This is a genomic window from Streptomyces sp. NPDC091281, assembly GCF_044757425.1.
Lineage (GTDB): Bacteria > Actinomycetota > Actinomycetes > Streptomycetales > Streptomycetaceae > Streptomyces.
The window spans coordinates 874633-901219 of sequence record NZ_JBIVUY010000002.1 but is presented as its reverse complement, the minus strand read 5'-3'; the positions used below and the strand labels follow the sequence as shown (position 1 = coordinate 901219).

Genomic DNA, 26587 nt, shown 5'->3' with positions numbered 1-26587 from the left:
TCGCTCGAACGTCTCGGTCGTCTCGGTCAGTCGTCTTCGTTGTCGCCGAAGTCGGGGCGGACGTCCCGGGCGGCCATGATCTCGTCGTTGGAGGTTCCGGCGGCGACCATCGGCCAGACCATCGCGTCCTCGTGGACGATGAAGTCGACGACGACGGGGCGGTCGTTGACCGAGTTCGCCTCCTCGATGACCTTGTCGAGGTCGGCGGGGTCCTCGCAGCGGATGGCGTAACAGCCCATCGCCTCCGACAGCTTGACGAAGTCGGGGACGCGGGTGCCGCCGCTCGGCTGGGTGCCGTCGGCGTCGGGGCCGGAGTGCAGCACGGTGTTGGAGTAGCGCTGGTTGTAGAACAGGGTCTGCCACTGGCGGACCATGCCGAGGGCGCCGTTGTTGATGATGGCGACCTTGATCGGGATGTTGTTCAGGGCGCAGGTGGTGAGTTCCTGGTTGGTCATCTGGAAGCAGCCGTCGCCGTCGATCGCCCAGACGGTCCGGGAGGGGACACCGGCCTTGGCACCCATCGCGGCGGGGACCGCGTAGCCCATGGTCCCGGCGCCGCCGGAGTTGAGCCAGGTGGCGGGCTTCTCGTACTGGACGAAGTGCGCGGCCCACATCTGGTGCTGGCCGACACCGGCCGCGAACACCGTTCCCTCGGGGGCCAGTTGACCGATCCGCTCGATGACCTGCTGCGGGGAGAGCGAGCCGTCCGCGGGCTGGTCGTAGCCGAGCGGGTAGGTCTCGCGCCAGCGGTCGAGGTCCTTCCACCAGGCGGTGTAGTCGCCGGGGCCGCTCTCGCCGTGCTCCTTCTGGACGGCCTGGATCAGATCGGCGATGACCTCGCGGGCGTCCCCGACGATCGGCACGTCGGCCTCGCGGTTCTTGCCGATCTCGGCCGGGTCGATGTCGGCGTGGACGATCTTGGCGTACGGGGCGAAGCTGTCGAGCTTGCCGGTGACACGGTCGTCGAAGCGGGCGCCGAGGGCGACGATCAGGTCGGCCTTCTGGAGCGCGGTGACGGCGGCGACCGAGCCGTGCATGCCGGGCATGCCCAGGTGCTGGCGGTGGCTGTCGGGGAAGGCGCCCAGCGCCATCAGGGTGGTGGTGACGGGCGCGCCGGTCAGTTCGGCGAGGACCTTCAGTTCGGCGGTGGCGCGCGCCTTGAGGACGCCGCCGCCGACGTAGAGGACCGGGCGCTTCGCGGCGGTGATCAGCTTGGCGGCCTCGCGGATCTGCTTGGCGTGCGGCTTGGTCACCGGGCGGTAGCCGGGCAGGTCCATGACGGGCGGCCAGGAGAACGTGGTGCGGGCCTGGAGGGCGTCCTTGGCGATGTCGACCAGGACCGGGCCGGGGCGGCCGGTGGACGCGATGTGGAAGGCCTGCGCGATGATCCGCGGGATGTCCTCGGCCTTGGTGACGAGGAAGTTGTGCTTGGTGATCGGCATGGTGATGCCGACGATGTCCGCCTCCTGGAAGGCGTCCGTGCCGATGGCCTTCGAGGCGACCTGGCCGGTGATGGCGACCAGGGGCACCGAGTCCATGTGGGCGTCGGCGATCGGGGTGACCAGGTTGGTGGCGCCCGGCCCGGAGGTGGCCATGCAGACCCCGACCTTGCCGGTGGCCTGCGCGTACCCGGTGGCGGCGTGGCCGGCGCCCTGCTCGTGCCGGACCAGGACGTGGCGGACGCGGGTGGAGTCCATCAGCGGGTCGTAGGCCGGCAGGATCGCGCCGCCCGGAATGCCGAACACCGTGTCGGCCCCGACCTCCTCCAGGGAGCGGATGAGGGACTGCGCGCCGGTCACGTGCTCGACGGACGCGGAGTGTCCTCCGGATCGGGGCCGCGGCTGCGGGTGAGGGGCCCCGGTGGCCTGCTCGGTCATCGGCATTCTCTTCTCGATGCTGAGGGTTTTTGCGAGGTGTGCGCGGTTCGTACCGCGGGGCGGCAGGTGCCTGTGCAACAAAAAACCCCTCGTGCCGTAAGGCAAGCGAGGGGAGCGCGCCGGGGAGGTCGCTGGGGGTTTCCGGATCGTCGTCCGGTGGTCCCAGTTCAGCCGACGCGCTGTCCAAGTACGAGAATTCGGGTGCGCATGGCATTGACCCTCCCCCCGGCACGCACCGACTGTCAAGTGGGTGGGACGGGGGTCTCATCATGTGAACGGAGGGCGGTGCCGCCGAGGCCGCCCCCGGCGAGGGTCCCGCCGCCGAGGACGGTGGTGACACCGCCAGTGACCGCTCCCGTGTAGCCCCCGGCGCCCGCGCCGGGGCCGCCGGTCCCGCCGCCGCCGGTGCCCGTGCCGCTTCCGGCGAAGACCGGTTCGGCGGGGCCGCTCGGGACGGGGCAGGTGCCCCGGCCGAGCGCCCGGCGCAGCCGGTACTCGTCGAGCGGCCCGGCGAAGGCCATGCCCTGCCCGTGGGTGCAGCCCATCGCGCGCAGGGCGACGACCTGCTCGGGCAGGTCCACGCCCTCGGCGACGGACTGGAGGCCGAGGTCCCCGGCCATCCGCAGCAGCCCGCTGGTGATCTTGTGCAGGCGGGCGGACTCCACGACGCCCTCGACCAGCCCGCGGTCGAGTTTGAGTATGTCGATGGGGAGGCGGCGCAGCGCCGTTATGGCCACGCCGCCGCCGAAGCCGTCCAGGGCGATCCGCACCCCGAGACGGCGGAGCGCGCCGAGGCGGCGCTCCAGGTCCTCCAGCGGCACCCGGGCATCGATGTCGGACAGCTCTATCACCAGCGATCCGGACGGCAGTCCGTACCGGGTGAGCAGGGCCTCCAGGGAGCCCAGCGGGAGCGAGCGGTCGAGGAGGCGGCGGGCGGCGACGGAGACCACGACGGGGATGTGCACCCCGCCCGCGGCCCGGTCGGCGGCCTGCTCCACGGCCTGTTCGAGGACCCAGCGGCTCAGCTCGGCGGTCCGGTCGCCGTCGTCGGCGACCCGGAGGAACTCGGCGGGCGTGAACAGCACGCCCTGCGAGGAGCGCCAGCGGGGCTGGGCGGCGACGGAGGAGATCCGGCCGTCGGAGAGGCGGACCACGGGCTGGTGCAGCAGCGCGAACTCGCCGTCGTGCAGCGCGGCCCGCAGCCGGGTGGCCAGCTCGGCCTTCCGTACGACGTCCTGCTGCATCTGCGGCCGGTACAGCTCGACCCGGCCCTTGCCGCCCGCCTTCGCCCGGTACATGGCGAGGTCGGCGTTGCGCAGCAGTTCGCCCGCGCCGAGGCCGGACTCGGCGAAGGCGACGCCGATGGAGGCGGCGACCCGGACGTCGTTGCCGTCGATGAGGTAGGGCTGGGAGAGGGTGAGGCGCAGGCGGTCGGCGAGTTCCAGTATGTGGCGCTCGCGGGCGGCGCGGTCGCGGGTGCCGTCGCCGACGATCAGGGCGGCGAACTCGTCGCCGCCGAGCCGGGAGGCGGTGTCGCCCTGCCGGACGGCCTCCTGGAGGCGGCGGGCGGCCTGGATGAGGAGTTCGTCGCCCGCCTGGTGGCCGATGGTGTCGTTGACCGCCTTGAAGCCGTCCAGGTCGATGAAGAGGACGGCCGTGTTGCGCAGGGCGGAGCCCCGGTCGGAGCTGCGGCGGCCGGAGAGCGCCTGCTGGACGCGCGTGGTGAACAGGGCGCGGTTGGGGAGGTCGGTGAGCGGGTCGTGCTCGGCGTTGTGCTGGAGCTGGGCCTGGAGGCGGACCCGTTCGGTGACGTCGCGGCTGTTGAAGATGAGGCCGCCGTGGTGGCGTTTGACGGTCGACTCGACGTTCAGCCAGACGCCGCCCGCGCCGGACCCCGCGCCGGGCGCCGGGCCGCTTCCTGATCCGGTCGCTGATCCGGTTCCCGGGCCGGGTGCCGGGCCGGGTGCGGTGCCGCCCGCGCGGGAGGCGGACGCGTCGCCGGAGCGGAAGCGGCACTCGATGCGGGTGGTGGGTTCCTCCTGCGGGTCGGCGGCGAGGAAGCGACGCACCTCGTGCACCACGCAGCCGAAGTCGTCCGGGTGGATCAGCTGGGCGAGTTCGGTGCCGACCAGGTCCTCGGCGGGCCGTCCGTAGACCCCGGCGGCGGCCGGGGAGACGTAGCGCAGGACGCCGCTGGGGGCGGCGATCATGATGACGTCGCTGGAGCCCTGCACCAGGGAGCGGAAGTGGTTCTCCTTGTGGGCGAGTTCCTGGGTGAGCGCGATGTTGTCGAGGAGCATGATGCCCTGGCGCACCACGAGGGCGAGGACGACGGCCCCGCCGGTGAGCAGGACGACCCGGTCGACGCTGCGGCCGTTGAGGACGTTGTAGAGGATGCCCAGGGTGCAGACGGCCGCCGCGAGGTAGGGCGTGAGCGCGGCCAGGGAGCCCGTGATCGGGCGGGTGGTGAGGGGGCCGCCGGAGTCGGCGCCCGGCGGGGGCGGCTGCCCGCCCTTCTGCGCGGCCGGGTGGCCGGTCGGCTGCGCGTGCGGCTGCGGCTGCGGGGGCTCGTGCGGGTGGTCGCCGCCGCGCGGTCCGGGCCGGTGCTCGTGCACGACGCGCGTGTGCCCCTCGGCCAGCGCGCGGTGGTGGCGGCGGGCGGCCCAGGGGGCGTAGGCGAGGAGCAGGGAACCGGCGAACCAGCCCGCGTCGAGGAGCTGCCCGGAGCGGTAGTTGTTGTGCATGAGCGGCGAGGTGAACAGCGCGTCGCACATGACGGTGAGCGCCAGGGCGCTGACGGCGGTGTTCACCGCGGCGCGGTTGATCGCGGAGCGCCGGAAGTGCAGCACCAGGACCATGCTGACGAGGGCGATGTCCAGCAGCGGATACGCCAGCGACAGCGCCGCGTGCCCCACGCTCGGCCGGTCCAGCTTGGCCGCCTGCGCCAGTGCGAGGCTCCAGGAGAGGGTGAGCAGCGAACCGGCGATCAGCCAGGCGTCGAGGGCGAGGCAGACCCAGCCCGCGCGGCTGACCGGCCGGGCGGCGAGCACCAGGAGCCCGATGATCGCGGGCGGCGCGAAGCAGAGGAAGAACAGGTCGGCGTAGCTCGGGCTGGGCACCGGCTGGTCGAGCACGACCTCGTACCAGCCCCAGACCAGGTTGCCGAGGGCGGCCATCGTGGAGGAGAGCGCGAACAGCAGCCAGGCGAGCCGGAAGCGGACCCCGGTGCGCGCGTGCAGGAAGCAGGAGACGGCGGCGGTGGCGGCCGCCGCGGAGAGCCCGAAGTCGCCCATGACGAGCGCGAGTTCGGGCGAACCCCAGCCGAGGGCGGAGCCGACCGCGTACCCCGCGCAGATCAGCGCGAGCAGCAGTTGGTGGACGGTGTTGGAGCCGCCGCGGGAGGCGGGCGGCCTGGCGAGCGGTGCCCCGGGCGCTCCGGCGGGAGGCTGGGTGCGCGGCGTGCCGTCCAGGAGGGTCGTGAGGGTCGGCGGCGAACTCACCGTGGCCTCCCGGTCCGTGCCGTCGGGGCCGCTCCGGCGTTCTGCGCCGCCGGGGCCGCCGCGGTGTCCCGTGCCGTGCGGTCCGCTCCGGTGTCCGGTGTCGTACGGACCACCGCCTGCGGCCCGTACGCGGTGCGGCTCGCCGGGTGCGGGCGGCTCGGGCGGCCGGTGCGGCCGCGCGGATGCCGCGTGCCGTGCTGCCGACTCTCCGGACCGGCGGGGCCACCTCGTCTGCGGGCGGCCCTGCAACAGGGTCGCCGGCGGTGGCTCCGCCGCGTCGGGTCGTTCGTCCATAGGCCGTGCATCGCCCGTCGCCCCCCTCACAGTCTGCTCTGTCGTTCCCCGGCGCCGAACGGTGCGCGGCGCAGCCCCTGTCGGGACGATACACCAGTCTCGTCACTCAGGGACATAGCTTCTCTACGCTCAGTGACGACCAGCGGATATGCCCGAACGGGCCGCGTCCGAAGGGCTGCGGAGGGTGTCCGGGGCCGTCCGCGCGAGGGCCGTTTCCGGTCAGGGCCCGTCCGCCGTACCCGTCGTCAGGACCACGTTCCGCAGCGGCTCCCGGTTCACGAACCGGGTGAGCTGGTCGGCCAGCAGACGCTTGGCGCGGGGCAGGAAGGCGGAGCTGGGGCCGCCGACGTGCGGACTGATCAGGACACCCGGCGCCGTCCACAACGGGTGGGCGGGCGGCAGGGGTTCGGGGTCGGTGACGTCGAGTGCGGCGGTGAGGCGGCCGGTGCTCACCTCGGCGAGCAGGGCGGCGGTGTCGACGACCGGGCCCCGGGCGACGTTGACCAGCAGCGCGCCGTCCTTCATGCGGGCCAGGAAGGCGGCGTCGACCAGGCCGCGGGTGGTGTCGTCGAGCGGGGTGCAGAGGATGACGACGTCCGCCTCGGGGAGCAGGGCGGGGAGCCGGGTGAACGGATGCACCGGACCGCGCGCCGTGGTGCGCTCGGAGCGCGCGACGCGCGCCACCCGCGCGACCTCGAACGGCACGAGCCGGTCCTCGACGGCGGCGCCGATCGCGCCGTATCCGACGACGAGGACGCTGCGGTCGGCGAGCGCGGGCCGGAAGTCGCCCTGCCAGTGGCCGTGTTGCTGGGCGCGGACGAAGTCGGGGATGCCGCGCAGGGAGGCGAGGGTGAGGGTCAGCGCGAGTTCGGCGGTGCTGGTCTCGTGGACGCCGCGCGCGTTGCACAGCCGTACGCCGGGGGGCAGGCCGGCGAGGGCCGGGGTGATGTCGTCGACCCCGGCGGTGAGGGTCTGCACGACCTGGAGGCGGCGCATGCCGGGCAGGGGGCGGGTCTTGACGGGGTGGCGCTTCATGTACGGCACGACGTAGAGCACGCAGTCGGCGGGGTCGCCCGGGAACTCCTGGTTGCCGTCGGCGCCCCCGTCCCAGAAGCGGTAGTCGGGGCCCTCGGGGAGTCCGTCGATCTCGTCCGGCGGGATGGGCAGCCACACATGAGCGTTCATGGTCAGGAGGCTATGTCAGGACGGTTGCTGACCAGGGGTTAGGTTGGGGGACCGGAGAGGGAGGGTCACGAGCACGTGGAGCGCAGGACGATCGGCGCGGGGGCGCTCGGGGTCGGGGCCGTCGGACTCGGGTGCATGCCGATGAGCTGGGGGTACAGCGGGTCGCGGCAGCGGGGTGACGCGTCGGCGCGGACGCTGCACCGGGCGCTGGATCTCGGCGCGAGTCTGCTGGACACCGCGGACATGTACGGCCCGTTCACCAACGAGCTGGTGGTGGGGCGGGTGTTGAGGGAGCGGCGCGGGGACGCGTTCGTGTCGACGAAGGTGGGGCTGCTGGCCGGCGAGCAGCACATCGTGGCCAACGGCCGCCCCGGATACGTACGGCGGGCCTGCGACGCGTCGCTGCGGCGGCTCCAGACCGACGTCATCGACCTGTACCAGTTGCACCGCGCCGACCCCGAGGTCCCGGTCGAGGAGACGTGGGGCGCGATGGCGGAGCTGGTGCGGGCGGGCAAGGTTCGGGCGCTGGGGCTGTGCGCGGTGGGGGCGCTCGGCGGACGCGGCGGGCGCAAGGACGGCGCGCGGCTGTACGAGGCCACCCTGCGGCAGTTGCGGCGGGTGCAGCAGGTGTTCCCGGTGAGCGCGGTGGAGGCGGAGCTGTCGGTGTGGTCGCCGGAGGCACGGGAGACGCTGCTGCCGTGGTGCGAGGAGCGCGGCATCGGGCTGCTGGCGGCGATGCCGTTGGGGAATGGTTTCCTCAGCGGGCGGCTGCGGCCGGGCGAGGGGTTCGAGCCGGACGACATGCGGGCCCGCCATCCCCGGTTCACGGCGGAGATGATGGCGGCGAACCAGCCGATCGTGGTCGGGCTGCGCCGGATCGCGGCCCGGCACGGCGCGGAGGTCACCCCGGCGCAGGTGGCGCTGGCCTGGGTGCTGGCGCAGGGGCGGCACGTGGTGCCGGTGCCGGGCGCGAAGCGGGAGCGCTGGGTGACGGAGAACGTGGGGGCGGCCGGTCTGCGGCTGACCGAGCGGGACCTGGCGGAGATCGCGGAGCTGCCCGCGGCGCAGGGGTCGTGGGACTGAGCCGGTGGGGACCCCGGTGGCCCGGTGCCGTCGGGACCCGAACTGCTGAGCGGCGCACCCCGCAGGGCGTCCGGCCGCATCAGGTTCGCCGGATCGGGAACTCCTGAGGGTGCGGGCGCGGTATGACAGGTAGCACCCGTCGGCGGGGGACCGCCGCAAGGGGCTGCCGCGCCGTACCGGGCGGACCGTGACCGTGGAAGGGACCGAGATCGTGCGACGTCGAGCAGTGTCGGCCGTGGCCGCCGCGAGCGCGCTCCTGCTGGCGGCGGGCTGCACCTCCGGGGACTCCGGGGGCGGGGACTCCGCGGGAGCCGCCGCGAGCCCGTCCCCGAGCATGTCGGTGAGCGGGTCGCCCGCACCCGCCGAGGAGACCCCGCCCGCCAAGGGCACGGCGAAGGTGGTGCGGACGGTCGCGGAGGGCCTGAAGAGCCCCTGGGGCCTCGCCCCGCTCCCCGGGGGCGGCGGCCTGCTGGTCGGCTCCCGCGACGAGGGCACGATCACCCTGGTCGACGAGAAGAGCGGCGCGAAGACCGAGGTGGGCGAGGTGCCCGGCGTCTCGGCGGCGGGCGAGGGCGGCCTCCTCGGCCTCGCCCTCTCCCCGGACCACGCCGCGGACCGGATGATCTACGCCTACTTCACCTCCGCCTCCGACAACCGCGTCGTACGGATGCGCTACGACCCCGACCGGCCCGAGGGCGAACGGCTCGGCGCCCCCGACACCGTCTTCCGGGGCATCCCCAAGGGCATGATCCACAACGGCGGCCGGATCGCGTTCGGCCCCGACGGCATGCTGTACGTCGGCACCGGCGAGAGCGGCCGGGAAGGCCTCTCCCAGGACAGGAAGTCCCTCGGCGGCAAGATCCTGCGCCTGACCCCGGAGGGCGAACCGGCGCCGGGCAACCCCTTCCCCGACTCCCCGGTGTACTCGTACGGACACCGCAACGTGCAGGGCCTGGCCTGGGACAAGAAGCAGCGGCTGTTCGCCGCCGAGTTCGGCCAGAACACCTGGGACGAGCTGAACGCGATCGTGCCCGGCGGGAACTACGGCTGGCCCGAGGTCGAGGGCGACGCGGACGAGGCGGCGTACCGCGACCCGGTCGCCCAGTGGCCCACCGACCAGGCCTCCCCCAGCGGCATCGCCTACGCGGCGGGCTCGGTGTGGATGGCGGGGCTGCGCGGCCAGCGCCTGTGGCGGATTCCGCTGAAGGGGACGGAGCGGTCGGCGGACCCGCAGGCGTTCCTCACGGAGAAGTACGGCCGTCTGCGCACGGTGGTCGCGGCGGGCGGCGACAAGCTGTGGGTGACGACCAGCAACACCGACGGCCGGGGGGCGCCGAAGTCCGGGGACGACCGCGTCCTGGAGGTCGAGGTGAGCTGAGGCGGCCCGCCGGGGGCTCAGGCGCGGGGGCCCTCCCCGTCGGCCGGGTCCGCGTCCGCCCTGTCCTGGTCCGCCGGGTCCCGGTCCGCCGGGTCCGATGCCTGTCCCCCGGCCGTGTCCGGTCGGTCGTCGGTGGCGTCGGAGGGCTCCGGAGGCAGGGCCGTCGAGCCTGGGCGGACGACGACCACCTTGCCCGAGGAGAGGTCTATGGGCCCGCGTCCGGGGTCTCCGTCGCCGACGTCCTCGCGGGTCAGCTCCAGCCGGTTCTGTTCGTCCCGCGTGTGCTTGCGACCGGGTGCGAACAGTTCGTCGAACATGTTGAACACGGCGCCTCCATGACCAGGTCCTGCCAGCGTACGCCCGAGGCCCATACGGGGCCCCGCGCGAAGGCCGCGGGACGCCTTACCGGAGTGTGACGGCGGCGGGCGGCCCCGGTCAGCCGCCCGTCGACGGGGCCGGGGCCCCGACCGGGGCACGGTCGTCCGTGCCGTCGGAGTCCGCCGGGAACAGGTCCAGCCGGTGGGCCAGGGCCGCCGCCTCACCGCGCCCGGAGACGGCGAGCTTGGCGAGGATGCGGGAGACGTGGACGCTGGCCGTCTTGGGCGAGATGAAGAGGGCCTGCGCGATCTGGCGGTTGGTGCGGCCGCGCGCGACGAGGCGCAGGACGTCGCGCTCCCGGTCGGTGAGTCCGAGCGAGGTCAGCGGGTCGGTGGCCGCCGCGGCCGGGCGGGGCCCGGGGAGCAGCGGCAGCCGGGCCTGCCGGGCGAGGCGGGCGACGGCGTCGGTGAGCGGGCGGGCGCCCAGGTGGTCGGCGACGGCCCCGGTGAGGCGGAGCAGGTCGGCGGCGCGGTCGCGGTGGCCGTCGCCGCCCTCGGTGAGCAGCGCCTCGGCCAGCCGCAGCCGGGTGCGGGCGAGGTCGTAGGGGCGTTCCAGGGTCTCGAAGGCGGTGACGACCGCGCACCAGTCGTCGGGGCGGGCGCGGTCCTCGGCGCGCAGGAGTTCGGCGCGCAGCCAGTGCGCGTGGGCCTGCCAGACGGGGACGACCGCGGCGATCCGCCGGGCCGCGCCGCGGAGCCGGTCGAGGTGGGCGGTGCGGCCCTCGTCGGCGGCGGGCAGGGCGCGGGCGTCGCCCTCGACGGCGGCGGCGGTGATCAGCAGGGGCCAGGCGTAACGCTGGGCGCCGGGCGGGAAGCCCCGGTCGAGGACCCGCAGGAGGTGGTCGCGGGCCTCGGTGACGCGGCCCTCCCCCGCGGCGAGCGCGAGGGCCTGCCGGGCCAGCGGCAGATCGTGCTGGGGCGCGTGGTCCTGGGAGCCGAAGTGGGCGCGGGCCGCGGCGAGTCGGTCGGCGGCCTCGGGCAGATCGCCCCGGACGAGGGCGAGTTCGGCGCGGAGCGAGGCGTACACGCCCCGGATCGCGGCGCCTTGGGCGATGCGGTCCCCGGCGGCGCTCGCGCGGGCGGCCTCGTCCCAGCGGCCGAGGGTGAGCAGGGACTCGGTGAGGTTGCTCCGGACCCAGGACTCCGTCTCGGCGAGGCCGCGCCGTTCGGCGTAGGCGATGCCCTCCTCCAGGAGGGGCAGGGCGTCGCGGGAGCGGCCCACCGCCTCCAGTTCGGAGGGCAGGTTGACGTAGGCGTTGAGCGCGACGGACGGGATGTCCTCGGTGAGCGCCCGGGACTTGACCTCGCGCAGTTCGGCGAGTCCGGCCTCGATGTGACCGGCGTCGACCATGAGGACGCCGAGGATCTGGCGGGCGTTCAGCTCGATCTCGGGGGCGCCGACCATACGGGCGTACTCGACGGCGCGCTCGGCGGCGGCGTACGCCTCGGGGCCGGGCGCGTGGACCATGCACCAGTTGGCGACATGGGTGAGCACGTCGGCGTGCACCTCGCTGGGCGGCAGGCCGCGCACCAGGTCCTGCGCGGTGGCCAGTTCCTCCCGGCCGCTCCCCCGGCCGAGGGAGCGCACGAGACGGGAGCGCTGCACCCAGAACCAGGCGGCGCGCAGCGGGTCGGGCTCGTCGGCGAGGAGCCGCAGGGCCCGCCGGGTGATCTTCAGGGCGCGTTCGCGTTCCCCGGAGAGCCGTCCGGCGACCGCCGCCTCCGCCATCAGGTCGAGGTAGCGCAGCGGGGCACCGGGGCAGTGGTCGCGGCCGTCGGGCGAGGCACCCGGTCCGGCGGCCGGGGCGGACCTTTCGGCGGACGGGGCGGAGGGCCCGGCGGTCGGGGCGGAGGGCACGGTGGCCGGGACGGGTGGGTAGACCTCGGCGCGGTCGACGGGCCGCAGGTGCGCGCGGACGGTCTCGGGGGCGGTGTCCCACAGTTCCATCGCGCGTTCCAGGAGCCGCAGTTGCTCGCTGTAGGCGTGGCGGGAGCGGGCGGCGACGGAGGCGTCGAGGACGGCGGGGAGGGCTTTGGCGGGGTCGTGGGCGTGGTACCAGTAGCTGGCCAGGCGCATGACGCGTTCACCGGCGGGGACGAGCGCCGGATCGGCCTCCAGGGCCTCGGCGTAGCGGCGGCTGAGGCGGGAGCGTTCGCCGGGCAGCAGGTCGTCGGCGACGGCCTCGCGGACCAGGGAGTGGCGGAAGCGGTAGCCGTCGCCGAGGGGCGTGGCGAGCAGCAGGTTGGCGTTGACGGCGGCGCGCAGCGCCTCGATGAGGTCGTCCTCGCCGAGCCGGGCCACGGCGGCGAGGAGCCGGTACTCGACGGTGGAGCCGCCCTCGGCGACGATCCGGGCGACGCGCTGGGCGCTCTCGGGCAGCGCCTCGACCCGGACGAGCAGCAGGTCGCGCAGGGTGTTGGTGAGGCCGGTGCAGCAGCCCTCGTGGGCGGCGACGGCGAGTTCCTCGACGAAGAAGGCGTTGCCGTCGGAGCGTTCGAAGATGTCGTCGACCTGGGCGGGGTCGGGTTCGGCGGCGAGGATGCCGGCGATCTGGCGGCCGACCTCCTCGCGGGTGAAGCAGGAGAGGTCGATCCGGCGGACGGTGCGCAGCCGGTCGAGTTCGGCCAGCAGGGGGCGCAGCGGATGGCGGCGGTGGATGTCGTCGGAGCGGTAGGTGGCGAGGACGACCAGGCGGCCGGTGCGCAGGGTGCGCAGCAGGTAGGACAGGAGGTGGCGGGTGGAGGCGTCGGCCCAGTGCAGGTCCTCCAGGGCGAGGACGACGGTGCGGTCGGCGGCGACGCGTTCCAGGAGGCGGGCGGTGAGTTCGAAGAGGCGGGCCATGCTCTCCTCGTCGTGCCGTCCGGCGGCGGTCTCCCCCATCTCGGGCAGCAGCCGGGCGAGTTCGTCCTCCTGTCCGGCCGCGGCGGCGGCGAGTGCGTCGGGCAGGGCCCGGCGCAGGGCGCGCAGCGCGGTGGAGAACGGGGCGAAGGGCAGGCCGTCGGCGCCGATCTCGACGCAGCCGCCGAGGGCGACGACGGCGCCCCGGCGGTCGGCGGCGGCGGCGAACTCCTCGACCAGGCGGGTCTTGCCGACCCCGGCCTCGCCGCCGATCAGCAGGGCCTGCGGTTCCCCGGCGGCGGCGCGGGCCAGCGCGGCGGCGAGGACGCCGAGTTCGGTGCCGCGGCCGACGAACACGGGGCTGACGGACCTGGTCTCCATTGGGGCGAGCATCGCACGCGGGTACGGCGACGGCCCAGCCGATATCGCGGCCGGGCCGTGGGCCGCCGGGGCGGCGGCGGGCCGGGCGGGGCGGCCGTGCGGTCGCGGGCCGCCCGGCCCGGCGGGGGTGTTCACGCGGTCCGCGCGGACCGGTGCCTGCGGAGGAGGCGGGTATGGGACCCGCTCTCCGGGGCGGTGGCGCGGTCCGCGCGGGCGGCGGCCTCGCGGCGGGCCTCGCGCCGCAGCCGGACGGCCTCACGGGCGAGGCGCTCCTCGTCGGCGCGCCGGATCAGGTCGGCGGAACGGGCCTGCTGGATCTCGTACTCGTACATGCGGTGCCCCCTGTCGATGGCCCTGCGGCCGGTGGCCGGTGTCCGGTCCGGAGGTGCTCCGTGCCGTTCACCGCGATGTCTCCACCTTCGTCCGGCAGGGGGGTCCGCCACATCGGGAGACTGCCGCATCTTCGGGGCCCTCAGGGGGCCTCAGACGCGGCGGAGGGGCCTCAGGCGGTCCGTAAGTCCCCTTACGGACCGCCTGAGGCCCCTCCTGACCTGCGATGAGGCGGGCTGCGGCGGCTAAGGCGCCGAGGGCAGCCCGATCAGGGCGTCGGTGTACTTGAGGACGGCCAGCAGCAGTCCGATGACGCCGAGGACGACACCGGCCCAGGAGACCGACTTGATCCAGGGGGCCTGCGGGCGGGCGGGGTTGCCGAAGGCGGGGCGGGCGAGGACGACGACGCCGGTGACGAGGGCGGCCAGCGCGAACAGGCCGGCCCACAGGGCGGTGGTCTGCCAGGCGTCGCCGTAGACGGCCTGGATCTGCTGGGCGACGCTCGCCGAGGACGAGGTCTCCAGCTGGCCGACCAGGGTCTCGCGGGCGGCGGCGACGGTGCCGATCCAGCCGCCGGTCAGCGACACCAGGCCGAGCGCGGCGGAGACCACGGCGGCGGCGCCCTGGCCGACACCCGTCGGGCCCTCGGCGACGGTGCCGTCCTCGTCGGGCAGGCCCTCGGCGCCGTCGTCGTCGGCGGTGGCGCTGTCGTCGGTGCCGTCCGCCGCCTCCGGGGCGCCGTCGGTGACCTCGGTGGGCCCGCCGGCCGGGGCCGTGGGCGTCTCGGTCGGGTCGGTCGGGTCGGTCGGGGCGCTCGTCTGGGTCGCGTCCGGGGTGCCCGTCGCGTCCGTCTTCGTGGTGTCCACCGTCTCCTCGTCGCGCTTCGCCCCGGCGTCCGCGCCGGGGGTTCCGGCAGCCGTCCCGGCGCCGGAGTCGTCCACTGTCCTGGTTGCCATGCCCCGACCGTACGGACGCTCTCTGAGAGCTTCCTTAACGGCCGCTGTGGGCGTCGCGGGCCGCGTCGGCGCGGGCGGCGCGCCACTCGGGGGCGAGCACCGACCACACCTCGACGTCGTGCCGGACCCCACGATAGGGGTAGGCCTCGCGGTGGACGCCGTCGCGGGTGAACCCGAGCCTGCGGGCGACGTTCAGGCTGGGCACGTTGCCCGCCGAGGCGATCCACTCGACGCGGTGGATGCCGCGCCGCTCGACGGCGTGGTCGACCAGGACGCGGATGGCGCGGGTGACGAGCCCGTGGCCGGTCCCGGCGGGCTCCAGCCAGCAGCCGACCTCGCAGTTGGCCTGCGCGGCGTCGAAGTTGAGGAAGAGCACCCCGCCGAGGAGGGTGCCGTCCCGCCAGATGCCGTGCAGCGACCCGGTGTCGGCGGCGCGCATGTCGGCGTACCGCTGGAGGACCGCGCGGGCGCCGGCCGTGTCGGTGGCGGTGGCGCCGAAGGGCACGTACTGGTTGATGAAGTCCCGCCCGCGCTCCAGGTGGGCGAGGAACTCCTCGGCGTGCCAGGTCTCAAGCGGGCGCAGTTCGGCCCCGTCGTCACCCAGCGGTATCGCGTACATCCGGCTGCCGCCCCTTCTCCCGTTGTTCCTGCTGTTCCCGTTGCTCCAGCTCCGCGACGGCTTCGTCCGTCACGACCCCGGTGAGCCTCTCATGGGCGGCGCGGCACTCGGGCGGCTCGATGCTGATGCGGGGCAGGCGCCGGTCCAGCCAGCGGGGCAGCCACCAGTTGGCGCCGCCGAGCAGGTGCATCAGGGCGGGCACCAGCAGGGTGCGCAGGACGAACGCGTCGAGGGCTACGGCGGCGGCCAGCGCGATGCCGAACATGGCGATCACCCGGTCGCCGCTGAGGACGAACGCGAGGAACACCGAGATCATGATGACCGCCGCCGAGTTGATCACCCGGCTGGTCTCGGCGAGCCCCACGCGGACGGCCCGCCGGTTGTCGCCGGTCTCCAGCCACTCCTCGTACATCCGGCTGACCAGGAACACCTGGTAGTCCATGGAGAGCCCGAAGAGCACCGAGACCATGATCACCGGGAGGAAGGGTTCGATCGGCCCGGCCCGGCCGAGGCCGAGCAGCTCGCTGCCCCAGCCCCACTGGAAGATCGCCACGACCACGCCGAACGCGGCGGCGACGGCGGCCACGTTCATCACGGCGGCCTTGAGCGGGATGCCGACGGACCGGAAGGCGAGCAGGAGCAGCAGACAGCCGAGGCCCACGACGACGCCGACGAAGAGCGGCAGCTTGCCGACGATGACGTCGGCGAAGTCGTCGTACCCGGCCGTCACCCCGCCCACCCGGACGTCGAGGGAGGTCCCGGCCTCGGCCCGCGGCAGCACGTCGGCGCGCAGCCGGTCCACGAGGTCGCTGGTGCGCTGCGACTGCGGCGCCGACTCCGGTACGACGGTGAGGTACGCGATGTCGCCGCCCGCGTCGTAGCGCGCGGGCGTCACGGCGGCCACGCCCTCGGTGGCGCGCAGGGTGGCGTCCAGGTTGTCCAGGGCGAGCCGGTCCTCGCCGCCGCCGACCTCGGTGACCAGGGTGAGCGGGCCGTTGACGCCGGGGCCGAAGTGGTCGGCGAGGAGGTCGTAGGCCTGGCGGGTGGTGGCCGTCCGGGGGCCGTTGCCCTGGTCGGAGGTGCCGAGGCGGAGCCCGAGCGTGGGCAGGGCGAGGACGGTGATCACGGCGAGGGCGAGGGCGCCCAGCAGCTTGGGGCGGCGCTCGACGAACGCGGACCAGCGGGCGGCGAACCCGGTGGGCAGCTCCGGCCGGGGCCCGTGCTCGGCCAGGCGGCGGCGCTCGCGGCGGCTGAGGACGCGCGGCCCGATGAGGGAGAGCAGGGCGGGCAGCAGGGTCACGGAGGCGGCGACCGTGAGCAGCACGGTCAGCGAGGCGGCGACGGCCACACCGTTGAGGAAGTCCAGCCGCAGGATCAGCATGCCCAGCAGCGCTATGCAGACCGTCGCGCCCGCGAACACGACGGCGCGTCCCGTGGTGGCGACGGCGGCGGTGGCGGCCTCGTCGGCGGACAGGCCGCGTTTCATGCCGCGCCGGTGCCGGGTGACGACGAAGAGCGCGTAGTCGATGCCGACGCCGAGCCCGACGAGCATGCCGAGCATCGGCGCGAAGTCGGCGACGGTCATCGCGTGCCCGAGCAGCACGATCCCGGCGTAGGCGGTGCCGACGCTGACGAGGGCGGTGGCGATGGGCAGCAGGGAGGCGGCGAGGGAGCCGAAGGCGAGGAAGAGCACCACGGCGGCGACGGCGACCCCGACGACCTCGGCGAGGTGCCCGCCGGAGGGCTCGGTGAGGGCGACCGCGCTGCCGCCCAGCTCGACCTGGAGTCCGTCGCTCCGTGCCGCCCGGGCGGTCTCCACGACGGCGGCGGCCTCGCCCCGGTCGACGTCCTCGGCGCGGTCCTCGAAGGTGACGGTGGCGTACGCCGTCCGCCCGTCCCCGCTGATCCGTCCGGCGCCCTGCTCGCCGTAGGGGCCGGTCACCGAGGCCACGCCGGGCAGGGCGGCGACCTTGTCCAGGGTGCGGGTCATCGTCTGTTCGACGTCGGCGGCGCGCACGGACCCGGAGGCGGTGTGCCAGACGACGGTGTCGCTGTCCCCGGCGAGCCCGGGGAAGCCCTCGGTGAGCAGGCGGGTCGCGGCCGAGGACTCGGTGCCGGCGACGTCGTAGTCGTTGGAGTACGAGGAGCCGAGGACCGCGGCCGTGGTGGCGGTGGAGCCGAGCGCGAGCAGCCAGAGGAGGACCGCGACGAGACGGTTCCGTACACACCACCGTGCGAGGGCTGCCACGAACGTGCTCCCGGGGATCAATGGGGGATCTTTGACCGGGAACAGCCGTACATGAGCTGAACAGCCCGCAAAGAACGCATGAGCAATGCGGGGTCACTCTTGCAGGTGTACGTGATCGATTGCGCCCTTCGTGGGGTTGTTCACAGCGAGAGCGCGACGGGAACTCGGCGGGACAGACGAGGAACGGCTCAGGGGCCGGGCGCGTCCCCGCGGTGCGGGATCAGTCCGACTGGTCGCCGACCGCCATCACCATCACCCCGGCGATCAGAAGCCAGAGGGCCCGGCGGGTCCGGCCGCGCGAGCCGAGGAACGCGGCGAGCGCGCAGACGGCGGCGCCGAGGGCGTAGGCGGCGGGCACGAGGACCGGGGCGGGCCCGGTGAGCCGCAGGAGGGACGCGGCGAACCCGGCGAGGGTGAGGAGGGCACCGGTGCCGGTGGCGGCCCAGCGGGCACGGCGGGCGGCGCGGGCGGAGTCGCCGTGATCGTCGTCGTGGCCGTGGCGGTCGTACGCGTCCCCGTCCTCTGTGTCCTCTGTGTCCCCTATGCCCTCCGTGTTCTCTGTGCCTGCGTCTATCGCTACGTCTGCGTCTCTGTCCTCGTCCGCGCCCGGGTCCCGGACGTCCGTGTCGGTGCGTGCCCTCATGGCGGGCGAGCGTAGCGCCTCGGTGCGCGGCTCCCGGAGAGGGGGTCGGGGCACGGGGAAGGGGGACGCACCGGGTGTCGGTGCGTCCCCCTTCGAGGAGGTGACGGGGCCTCAGCCTTCGGTGACGCCCAGCTTCTCCAGGATCAGCTCCTTGACGCGGGCCGCGTCGGCCTGGCCGCGGGTGGCCTTCATGACCGCGCCGACCAGGGCACCGGCCGCGGCCACCTTGCCGCCGCGGATCTTGTCCGCGACGCCCGGGTTGGCGGCGATGGCCTCGTCGACGGCGGTGCCGAGCGCCGAGTCGTCGGAGACGACCTTGAGGCCGCGCTTGTCCACGACCTCGTCGGGGGTGCCCTCGCCCGCGAGGACGCCCTCGATGACCTGGCGGGCCAGCTTGTCGTTGAGGTCGCCGGAGGAGACCAGGGCGGTGACGCGGGCGACCTGCTCCGGCGTGATCGCCAGCTCGTCCAGGGCGGTGCCGGACTCGTTGGCGCTGCGGGCCAGCTCGCCCATCCACCACTTGCGGGCCGAGGCCGCGTCGGCCCCGGCGTCGGTGGTGGCGACGATCAGGTCCAGCGCGCCCGCGTTGAGGATGGCCTGCATCTCGACGGCCGTGATGCCCCAGTCCGCCAGGAGGCGGTTGCGGCGGGCCAGCGGCAGCTCGGGCAGCGAGGCGCGGATCTCCTCGACCCAGGTGCGCGCGGGCGCCACCGGGACGAGGTCGGGCTCCGGGAAGTACCGGTAGTCCTCGGCCTCCTCCTTCACGCGGCCCGAGGTCGTCGACCCGGTGTCCTCGTGGAAGTGGCGGGTCTCCTGGATGATCGTGCCGCCCGAGGAGAGCACGGCCGCGTGCCGCTGGATCTCGAAGCGCGCCGCCCGCTCCACGGAGCGCAGCGAGTTGACGTTCTTCGTCTCGGAGCGGGTGCCGAACTTCTCGGTGCCGTTCGGGCGCAGCGACAGGTTGACGTCGCAGCGCATCTGGCCCATCTCCATGCGGGCCTCGGAGACGCCGAGCGCCTTGATGACCTCGCGCAGTTCGCGGACGTACGCCTTGGCCACCTCGGGGGCGCGCTCGCCCGCGCCGACGATCGGCTTGGTGACGATCTCGATGAGCGGGATGCCGGCCCGGTTGTAGTCCAGCAGGGAGTGGGACGCGCCGTGGATTCGGCCGGTGGCGCCGCCGACGTGGGTCGACTTGCCGGTGTCCTCCTCCATGTGGGCGCGCTCGATCTCCACGCGGAAGACCTCGCCGTCCTCCAGCTGCACGTCGAGGTAGCCGTCGAAGGCGATGGGCTCGTCGTACTGGGAGGTCTGGAAGTTCTTCGGCATGTCCGGATAGAAGTAGTTCTTCCGGGCGAAGCGGCACCAGTCGGCGATCTGGCAGTTCAGCGCGAGGCCGATGCGGATCGCGGACTCGACGCCGGTCGCGTTGACGACCGGCAGCGCGCCGGGCAGGCCGAGGCAGACGGGGCAGGTCTGGGAGTTGGGCTCGGCGCCCAGCTCGGTCGAACAGCCGCAGAACATCTTGGTCCTGGTGCCGAGTTCGACATGGACCTCAAGGCCCATGACGGGGTCGTACGACGCGAGCGCGTCCTCGTACGACACCAGGTCGGTCGTGGTGGTCACGTTGGAACTTCCCTCTCAGCCCAGCAGGACGTCGTCGTCGCCCAGCCGCTTCAGCTCGCGGTACAGGACGGCCAGACCGGTGACGATGGCGACGGCGGACACGGCGGCGTCGACCAGGACCAGGGTGTCCTGGTCGGCGCGGGCCTTGCGCAGCCGTTTGGCGACGCCGATCGCGCCGAAGGCGGTGCTGGCCATGGTCAGGTACGTGCCGGACCGGGACTTGCGGAATCCCTTGGCCTTGTTCAGTGCGCTCACAGCGACGGAGCCTCCTCGAGCAGCGGGTGGCCCCACTTTTCCACGAAGGCCGCCTCGACCGCGGCGCCGACCTTGTAGAGACGGTCGTCCTTGAGGGCCGGGGCGATGATCTGGAGGCCGACGGGGAGGTTGTCCTCGGGGGCGAGACCGCAGGGCAGGGACATGGCGGCGTTGCCCGCCAGGTTGGTCGGGATGGTGCACAGGTCCGCGAGGTACATCGCCATCGGGTCGTCGGCGCGCTCGCCGATCGGGAAGGCGGTGGTGGGCGTGGTCGGCGAGACGATCACGTCGACCTGCTCGAAGGCCTTCTCGAAGTCGCGCGTGATGAGCGTGCGGACCTTCTGCGCGGAGCCGTAGTACGCGTCGTAGTAGCCGGAGCTGAGCGCGTACGTGCCGAGCATGATGCGGCGCTTGACCTCGGGGCCGAAGCCCGCCTCACGGGTGAGGGAGGTGACCTCCTCGGCGGAGTGCGTGCCGTCGTCGCCGGTACGGCGGCCGTAGCGCAGGCCGTCGAAGCGGGCGAGGTTGCTGGAGCACTCGCTGGGAGCGATCAGGTAGTACGCCGACAGGGCCAGGTCGAAGGACGGGCAGTCCAGCTCGACGATCTCGGCGCCCAGCTCCTCGAGGAGGGCGACGGACTCGTCGAAACGCTGGATGACACCGGCCTGGTAGCCCTCGCCGCGGAACTGCTTGACGACGCCGACGCGCATGCCCGCGACGCTGCCGTTGCGGGCGGCCTCGACGACCGGGGGCACCGGGGCGTCGATGGAGGTCGAGTCGAGCGGGTCGTGTCCGGCGATCACCTCGTGCAGCAGGGCCGCGTCCAGGACCGTACGGGCGCAGGGGCCGCCCTGGTCGAGGGAGGAGGAGAAGGCGACCATGCCGTACCGGGAGACCGCGCCGTACGTCGGCTTCACACCGACGGTGCCGGTGACGGAGGCGGGCTGGCGGATGGAGCCGCCGGTGTCGGTGCCGATGGCGAGGGGGGCCTCGTAGGAGGCGAGGGCGGCGGAGGAGCCGCCGCCGGAGCCGCCGGGGATGCGGGTGAGGTCCCACGGGTTGCCGGTCGGGCCGTAGGCGCTGTTCTCCGTCGACGACCCCATGGCGAACTCGTCCATGTTGGTCTTGCCGAGGATGACGACGTCGGCGGCCTTGAGCCGCTTGGTCAGCGTCGCGTCGTACGGCGGGATCCAGCCCTCCAGGATCTTCGAACCGACCGTCGTGGGCACGCCCTCGGTGGTGAAGATGTCCTTGAGCGCCAGGGGGACCCCGGCGAGCGGGCCGAGCTTCTCGCCGCGCTCGCGCTTGGCGTCCACGGCGCGGGCCTGCGCGAGGGCGCCCTCGCGGTCGACGTGCAGGAAGGCGTGCACCTTCTCGTCGATCGCATCGATGCGGGCCAGGTGGGCCTCGGTGACCTCGACGGCCGTGAGGTCGCCCGCGGCGATCCGCGCGGCGATCTCGGCGGCGGTGAGCTTGATGATGTCCGTCATGGTCAGTCCTCCCCCAGGATCTGCGGCACCTTGAAACGCTGCTGCTCCTGGGCCGGGGCGCCGGAGAGCGCCTGCTCGGGGGTGAGCGACGGACGGACCTCGTCCGCCCGCATGACGTTCGTCAGCGGGAGCGGGTGCGAGGTCGGCGGTACGTCTTGGTCGGCGACCTCGCTGACGCGGGCGACCGCGCCGATGATGTCGTCCAGCTGTCCCGCGAAGTGGTCTAGCTCTTCGGGCTTCAGCTCCAGACGCGCCAGCCGGGCGAGGTGGGCGACCTCCTCGCGCGTGATGCCAGGCATGCAGCGTTCCTCTGGGTGAGTGAGTGTGGTGTGCCCCAATCCTAGGGGGCGGGGCGGGGTAGCCGGTAAACGGTTCTTCGGGGGCGGGGGGTGCGGGGTGCTCCGCAGGTTTGGCTGGGGGCGTGGGGGGGGCGACGTTGCGGGGTGGATGGGCAGGCGGGCGGGTGGAAGGGGCGGACCGGTCCGGTCGGCAGCGGGCCCCGGTCGCTCCCGGGCCGGGAGCGGATCGGCGCGGAGGCCCGCCCCGTGGGGGCCGCGGGGGTCAGTCGGCCAGGGCCGCCCCCGGGGGCGGGAAGGCGCCGCGCAGAGTGAGGCAGGAAGCCGCCGCCCCGCCCGTCGGCCGACCGGATCAGGCCGGATCGGATCGGGTCGGGTCGGGTCGGGTCGGCTGGGGGTGCGGCGGGCCGGATGAAGGGCGCGCAGGCCGTCCCGGGCGGCCGGTCAGTCGTCCGAGGCTGCCGCAGGGAGGGCCGCCGCGGGGCGTTGCCAGCCTCGGGAGCCTCGGGCGCGGAGCCAGGCGGTGGTCTCCTCGGGGGGCATCGCGGCGGCGACCAGCCAGCCCTGGACGGCGTCGCAGCCGAGGTCGCGCAGACGTTCCCAGGTCTCGTCGTCCTCGACGCCCTCGGCGACGACGAGGAGGCCGAGGGAGTGGGCGAGGTCGACGGTGCAGCGGACGATCTCCGCGTCCTCGGTGTCGACGGCGAGCCGGGCGACGAAGGAGCGGTCGATCTTGAGTTCGCTGACGGGGAGGCGGCGCAGGTGGACGAGGGAGGAGTAGCCGGTGCCGAAGTCGTCGAGGGACATCTTCACGCCGTGGCCGGTGAGCGCGTTGAGGGTGTCGGCGGCGCGCTGGGGGTCCTCCAGCAGGACGTGCTCGGTGATCTCCAGCTGGAGCGATCCGGCGGGGACCGCGTGCCGGGCGAGGCGGGCGGCGACGGAACCGGCGAAGCCGGGGGTGTGGACGTCGCGCGGGGAGACGTTGACGGCGACGGGCACGTACAGGCCCTGGGCGCGCCAGCGGGCGACCTGGGCGAGAGCGGTGTCGAGGACGTACTCGGTGAGGTGGGGCATCAGCCCGGAGGACTCGGCGATCGCTATGAACTCGTCCGGCGGGACCTTGCCGCGCTCCGGGTGCACCCAGCGCACCAGCGCCTCCAGTCCGGCGACCTGCCCGTCGAACCGGACCTTGGGCTGGTAGTGGAGCTGCACCTCGTGCGCGTCGAGGGCGCGCCGCAGATCGCCCAGCAGGCCGAGCCGGTCGGGGGTGTTGGAGTCACGCTTGGACTCGTAGACCTCGACGCCCGTGCGGTCCCGTTTGGCCTGGTACATCGCGACGTCCGCCCGCCGCAGCAGCCCCTCCGCGTCGAGCGCGTGGTCGGGGTAGACGGCGACCCCGGCGCTGGCCTCCAGGACCAGGGTGAGGCCGTCGAGGTCGAGGGGGGAGCCGAGGGTGGCGACGAGGCCGCGGGCGACGCGGGTCGCGGAGGTCGTGGAGTCGGCGACGGGCAGTAAGACGGCGAACTCGTCCCCGCCGAGCCGGGCGACCTCGGCGCCGCGCGGCAGGGCGGCGCGCAGCCGGTCGGCGATCTGGAGGAGGAGCCGGTCCCCGGCGAGGTGGCCGAGGGTGTCGTTGACCGAGCGGAACCGGTCGAGGTCGATCAGCATGAGCGCGGAGCGCGCGCCGAGCCGTTCGGCGTCGTCGAGCGCGGTCCAGATCCGCTCGCCGAGCCACTGCCGGTTGGGCAGCCCGGTGAGCGGGTCGCGCAGCTGCTCCTCGGCGCGGGCGCGGGCCATCCACAGGGTGGAGTCGAGGGCGATGAGCGGGATGGCGAACAGCGGCAGCAGCACCGGCTTGGCGACGGCGACCACGCACACCAGGGGCGCGATGCCCAGCAGGGCGACGGCGACCAGGCCCTGCCGCACGAGCGCGGTGCGCACGACGGTGGGCAGGCTTCCGGCGCGGGGCGCGTGCAGGTACCAGAGGAGGACGCCGGTGACGGCGAGGTAGGAGACGGCGACCAGGACGACCTGGGGCGCGGTGTAGAGCGTCCAGGTGTCGGGGGTCCAGGGCCGTTCGACGGAGGGTACGGGCCCGCAGGCGGCGAGCAGCAGCGCGCTCGCGCCGATGCCGAGGATGTCGACCGCGCCGTGCAGGACGCCCTGGCGCCAGCGGTGGCGGCGGGCCACGCCGACGAGGACGACCACGGTGAGGCTGACCAGTCCGGCGGGCAGCCAGCCGTAGAGGAGGAGGACGGCGAGGGTGAGGGCGGCGCCGGAGCCGGTGCCGCCCCACCAGCGGGCGCGGCCGAGCATCACGAGGTAGCCGACGACGATGCCGGTCAGCACGGGCAGGGACCAGCCGACGGTGCCGGACGGGAAGAGGGCGTGGCTGCCGGTGAAGGCGCGGTAGAACCCGGCGCCGAGGGCGAACCCGGCGGCCGCGACGACCGCGGCGGGCAGCGCGGGCCGGGAGACGAGGCGTTCGGCGTCGCCGGCGGTGGGGTCGGCGCCGGGTGCGGTGGCAAGACCGGGACGGGCGGACCCGGCGGGGCCGGGGGCGGGGCGGGCGCCGCGCGGGTCGAGGGAGGCGAGCGGGGTGCCGGCGCGGACCCGCTCGGGGGGCCGTTCCGACCGGGGCGTGGACCGTGCGCCCCACCAGGCGCCGGTGGCCCGGCGTCGGCGCAGCCCGGAGTCCGGGGCGGCGCTCTCGGTCGGTTCCATTCCGTCCCTCTCACAGCCGGGGGTGCCCGCTCTCCCCGCGGTCCGCCGCCCGGATGTCCTGGGGTGGCGCCGTGCGGGAAAGCCCTTCCCGCCGCGCCTCGGCAGCAGGGGCGTGCACCGGCCGCGGCTGGGCACGGCAGGCGCACGGCTCAACAGTAGGCCGCGGAGGGCGCTCGCGGGCAGCGGTCGTCGACGGTTGCCCGAATGCACCCCTGCCACCCGCATGTGTCTGGTATGCGCCGATCGGGTGGCGTTCGCCCGCCGTCGGGGACGGCGGGCGGCCGGGCCGGTGCTACTCGGGGACGGGCAGCGCGGCTTCGGCGGCGGCCTCGGCGCCCTGGTCGAGGAGGACCTGGAAGCCGTTCTCGTCGAGCACGGGCACCTTCAGCTGCATCGCCTTGTCGTACTTCGAGCCGGGGCTCTCCCCCACCACGACGAACGACGTCTTCTTCGACACCGAGCCGGTCACCTTGGCCCCTCTGCTCTGGAGGGCCTCCTTGGCGCCGTCCCTGGTGAAGCGCTCCAAGGTGCCGGTGACGACGACGGTGAGCCCTTCGAGGGGGCGCGGGCCCTCGTCCTCGCCGGAGCCCTCCTCCTCCATGCGGACCCCGGCCGCCCGCCACTTGCGGATGATCTCGCGGTGCCAGTCCTCGGCGAACCACTCCTTGAGGGAGGCGGCGATGATCCCGCCGACGCCGTCGGTGGCCGCCAGTTCCTCCTCCGTCGCCTGTTCGATGCGGTCGATGGAGCGGAACTCGCGCGCCAGGGCCTCGGCCGCGACGGGGCCGACGTGCCGGATGGACAGGCCGGTGAGGAGGCGGGCGAGAGGGCGCTCCTTGGCGGCGGCGATGTTCTCCAGCATGGCGAGCGCGTTCTTCCGGGGCTCGCCCTGCTGGTTGGCGAAGATCGTGACGATTTTCTCCTCGCCGGTCTTCGGGTCCCGCTTGGGCAGCCCGCTGTCCTGGTCGAGGACGTACGCCTTGATGGGCAGCAGCCGTTCGATGGTGAGGTCGAACAGGTCGCCCTCGTCGACGAGCGGGGGCTCCTGCGGCTCCAGGGGCTTGGTGAGGGCGGTGGCGGCGACGTAGCCGAAGTGCTCGATGTCGAGCGCCTTGCGGCCCGCGAGGTAGAAGAGACGCTCGCGCAACTGGGCCGGGCAGGTGCGGGCGTTGGGGCAGCGGACGTCGATGTCGGCCTCTTTCATGGGCCGCAGCGCGGTGCCGCACTCGGGGCACTCGGCGGGCATCACGAACTCCCGCTCGCTGCCGTCGCGGAGGTCGGCGACGGGGCCGAGGATCTCCGGGATGACGTCACCGGCCTTGCGCAGCACCACCGTGTCGCCGATGAGGACGCCCTTGGCCTTGACGACCTCCTGGTTGTGCAGGGTGGCGAACTCGACCTCGGACCCGGCGACGAGCACCGGCTCGACCTGCGCGTACGGCGTGACACGGCCGGTGCGGCCGACGCCGACGCGGATGTTGACGAGCTTGGTGTTGACCTCCTCCGGCGCGTACTTGTACGCGATGGCCCAGCGGGGGGCGCGAGCGGTGGAGCCGAGGCGGCCCTGGAGGCGGATCTCGTCGAGCTTGACGACGACGCCGTCGATCTCGTGCTCCACGGAGTGGCGGTTCTCGCCGTAGTACGCGATGAAGGCGCGGACGGCGTCCAGGTCGTCGACGACCCGGTTGTGCGGGGAGGTGGGCAGGCCCCAGGACTTGAGCAGGTCATAGGCCTCGGAGAGGCGGGTCAGGCCCTCGTACCCCTCCAGGGCGCCGATGCCGTGGACGACCATGTGCAGGGGGCGGGTGGCGGTGACGCGGGGGTCCTTCTGGCGGAGCGAACCGGCCGCCGCGTTGCGCGGGTTGGCGAACGGCTTGTCGCCCGCCTCGACCAGACGGGCGTTCAGGTCCTGGAACGCCTCCATCGGGAAGTAGACCTCGCCGCGGATCTCCACCAGCGCGGGCACGTCGTCCCCGGCGAGCCGGTCCGGGATCTCGGCGATGGTGCGGACGTTGGGCGTGATGTCCTCGCCGGTGCGGCCGTCACCGCGGGTCGCGGCGCGCGTGAGCCGCCCGTGCTCGTACGTCAGGTTGACGGCGAGGCCGTCGACCTTCAGCTCGCACAGGAAGTGGAAGACGGAGGCGCCGACGTCCTTGTGGACGCGCTCGGCCCACGCGGCCAGCTCCAGGTCGTCGAAGGCGTTGTCCAGGGAGAGCATCCGCTCGCGGTGCTGGACGGCCGTGAACTCCGTCTCGTACGCCCCCGCGACCTTCTGGGTCGGGGAGTCGGGGGTGCGCAGCCCCGGATGCTCGTCCTCCAGCGCCTCCAGGGCGCGCAGCAGCCGGTCGAACTCGGCGTCGCTGACGACGGGAGCGTCCTTCACGTAGTACCGGAAGCGGTGCTCCTCGATCTGCTCAGCGAGCTGCGCGTGCTGCTCCCGTGCCTGCGCGGGCACCGTCGTCTCCGCTTGCTTGTCGCCCGCCACC

General features: G+C 74.0%; 18 protein-coding genes. 2 read left to right on the top strand and 16 right to left on the bottom strand.

What is annotated here, in order from left to right; genetic code table 11:
* Positions 1–26: 26 nt before the first annotated feature.
* From ACIQPQ_RS08490 to ACIQPQ_RS08480, 3 genes are all read right to left on the bottom strand, one after another.
* Entirely contained in the window at positions 27–1877 is a 1851-nt protein-coding gene (locus ACIQPQ_RS08490; RefSeq protein WP_401301314.1) for an acetolactate synthase large subunit, read from the bottom strand.
* A gap of 242 nt (positions 1878–2119) precedes the next feature.
* Positions 2120–5377: a putative bifunctional diguanylate cyclase/phosphodiesterase gene (locus ACIQPQ_RS08485; RefSeq protein WP_401301312.1), complete on the bottom strand. Its 3258-nt coding sequence runs from the start codon at positions 5375–5377 to the stop codon at positions 2120–2122.
* A 513-nt stretch (positions 5378–5890) separates the two neighbouring features.
* Positions 5891–6856, bottom strand: a complete 966-nt coding sequence (locus ACIQPQ_RS08480) for a 2-hydroxyacid dehydrogenase (protein WP_401301309.1) — start codon at positions 6854–6856, stop codon at positions 5891–5893.
* A 75-nt stretch (positions 6857–6931) separates the two neighbouring features.
* On the opposite strand from ACIQPQ_RS08480, the gene ACIQPQ_RS08475 reads away from it, so the two are divergent.
* Both ACIQPQ_RS08475 and ACIQPQ_RS08470 read left to right on the top strand, forming a co-directional pair.
* Complete coding sequence (locus tag ACIQPQ_RS08475) at positions 6932–7939, top strand: aldo/keto reductase (RefSeq protein WP_401301306.1); 1008 nt, start codon at positions 6932–6934, stop codon at positions 7937–7939.
* A gap of 211 nt (positions 7940–8150) precedes the next feature.
* Entirely contained in the window at positions 8151–9317 is a 1167-nt protein-coding gene (locus tag ACIQPQ_RS08470) for a PQQ-dependent sugar dehydrogenase (protein ID WP_401301303.1), read from the top strand.
* A gap of 17 nt (positions 9318–9334) precedes the next feature.
* On the opposite strand, the gene ACIQPQ_RS08465 is transcribed toward ACIQPQ_RS08470, so the two are convergent.
* The 13 genes from ACIQPQ_RS08465 to ligA all read right to left on the bottom strand — a co-directional run bounded on the left by ACIQPQ_RS08465 (position 9335) and on the right by ligA (position 26586).
* A complete protein-coding gene (locus tag ACIQPQ_RS08465; RefSeq protein ID WP_401301301.1) occupies positions 9335–9643 on the bottom strand; it encodes a DUF6191 domain-containing protein in 309 nt (102 codons plus the stop codon).
* 109 nt (positions 9644–9752) lie between these two features.
* Positions 9753–12926 (bottom strand): AAA family ATPase, encoded by a 3174-nt coding sequence (locus tag ACIQPQ_RS08460; RefSeq protein WP_401301298.1) that lies wholly within the window; start codon positions 12924–12926, stop codon positions 9753–9755.
* A 119-nt stretch (positions 12927–13045) separates the two neighbouring features.
* Positions 13046–13246: a hypothetical protein gene (locus ACIQPQ_RS08455; RefSeq protein ID WP_401301295.1), complete on the bottom strand. Its 201-nt coding sequence runs from the start codon at positions 13244–13246 to the stop codon at positions 13046–13048.
* 243 nt (positions 13247–13489) lie between these two features.
* Positions 13490–14200 (bottom strand): hypothetical protein, encoded by a 711-nt coding sequence (locus ACIQPQ_RS08450; RefSeq protein WP_401301292.1) that lies wholly within the window; start codon positions 14198–14200, stop codon positions 13490–13492.
* Positions 14201–14234: 34 nt separating this feature from the next.
* Positions 14235–14819 (bottom strand): GNAT family N-acetyltransferase, encoded by a 585-nt coding sequence (locus tag ACIQPQ_RS08445; RefSeq protein WP_401301290.1) that lies wholly within the window; start codon positions 14817–14819, stop codon positions 14235–14237.
* On the bottom strand, positions 14797–17067 hold the full coding sequence (locus tag ACIQPQ_RS08440; protein ID WP_401301288.1) for an MMPL family transporter: 2271 nt from the start codon (positions 17065–17067) through the stop codon (positions 14797–14799). The genes ACIQPQ_RS08445 and ACIQPQ_RS08440 overlap by 23 nt, the downstream gene beginning before the upstream one ends.
* A gap of 220 nt (positions 17068–17287) precedes the next feature.
* Positions 17288–17710 carry a hypothetical protein gene (locus ACIQPQ_RS08435; RefSeq protein WP_401301285.1) on the bottom strand — a complete coding sequence of 141 codons (423 nt, stop codon included), beginning with the start codon at positions 17708–17710 and terminating at the stop codon, positions 17288–17290.
* A 111-nt stretch (positions 17711–17821) separates the two neighbouring features.
* Complete coding sequence (gene gatB / locus ACIQPQ_RS08430) at positions 17822–19336, bottom strand: Asp-tRNA(Asn)/Glu-tRNA(Gln) amidotransferase subunit GatB (RefSeq protein ID WP_383778263.1); 1515 nt, start codon at positions 19334–19336, stop codon at positions 17822–17824.
* Positions 19337–19351: 15 nt separating this feature from the next.
* The gene (locus ACIQPQ_RS08425) at positions 19352–19591 is read right to left on the bottom strand and encodes a hypothetical protein (RefSeq protein WP_383778262.1); all 240 of its coding nucleotides are present in this window, start codon (positions 19589–19591) and stop codon (positions 19352–19354) included.
* A complete protein-coding gene (gatA, locus tag ACIQPQ_RS08420; RefSeq protein WP_401301280.1) occupies positions 19588–21081 on the bottom strand; it encodes an Asp-tRNA(Asn)/Glu-tRNA(Gln) amidotransferase subunit GatA in 1494 nt (497 codons plus the stop codon). Before gatA ends, ACIQPQ_RS08425 begins: the two co-directional genes overlap by 4 nt.
* A 2-nt stretch (positions 21082–21083) precedes the next feature.
* Complete coding sequence (gatC, locus tag ACIQPQ_RS08415; RefSeq protein ID WP_018531282.1) at positions 21084–21380, bottom strand: Asp-tRNA(Asn)/Glu-tRNA(Gln) amidotransferase subunit GatC; 297 nt, start codon at positions 21378–21380, stop codon at positions 21084–21086.
* A gap of 441 nt (positions 21381–21821) precedes the next feature.
* Positions 21822–24101: an EAL domain-containing protein gene (locus ACIQPQ_RS08410; RefSeq protein ID WP_401301277.1), complete on the bottom strand. Its 2280-nt coding sequence runs from the start codon at positions 24099–24101 to the stop codon at positions 21822–21824.
* A 292-nt stretch (positions 24102–24393) separates the two neighbouring features.
* Positions 24394–26586 (bottom strand): NAD-dependent DNA ligase LigA, encoded by a 2193-nt coding sequence (ligA, locus tag ACIQPQ_RS08405; RefSeq protein WP_383778259.1) that lies wholly within the window; start codon positions 26584–26586, stop codon positions 24394–24396.
* Between the last annotated feature and the right edge of the window lies 1 nt (position 26587).